This is a genomic window from Corallococcus praedator (assembly GCF_003612125.1).
Classification (GTDB): Bacteria; Myxococcota; Myxococcia; order Myxococcales; family Myxococcaceae; genus Corallococcus; species Corallococcus praedator.
Genome location: NZ_RAWI01001081.1, coordinates 1 through 437 on the forward strand (window position 1 = coordinate 1; position 437 = coordinate 437).

Here is a 437-nt window from a genome sequence, read left to right on the forward strand (position 1 = left end):
GTCTCGAGGTCGCCGGTGCGGAAGGCGGCGAGCGCGAGGTCGCCGCGGATGCGCACGTCGGCGAGCGACACCTTGGAGTTGTCGAGGCTGCGGCCATGGGTCAGCGCCTTGTCGAACCAGACGCGCGCCGCCGCCGCCTTGCCGTCGTTCAGGTCGATGCGCCCGCGCAGCGCCAGCAGCTGGGCATATTGGCCGCGCAGCGGCGCGCTGACCTGCATCGCGTCGACGACCGCGATCGCCGCGTCGGCGAACCCGCGCGCCGCGACCGGATCGCTGAAGGTCAGCACGCGCGCCAGCCCGATCCTCGCCGTCAGCCCCGCATTGTCATGCGGTGTGGCGCTCGTCAGGACCGCGCGATAAGCGACCGCCGCGGCGTCGAAATCGGGGATGAGCTCGTACGCCGACCCGAGACCCAGCTCGGCGGTCGACCATTCCAC

At 72.1% G+C, this 437-nt stretch carries 1 protein-coding gene; it reads right to left on the reverse strand.

Features of this window, described 5'->3' with window-relative positions:
• Positions 1-437: hypothetical protein (locus D7Y13_RS46460; protein WP_158626236.1), on the reverse strand; the 437-nt coding region annotated here is incomplete at both ends.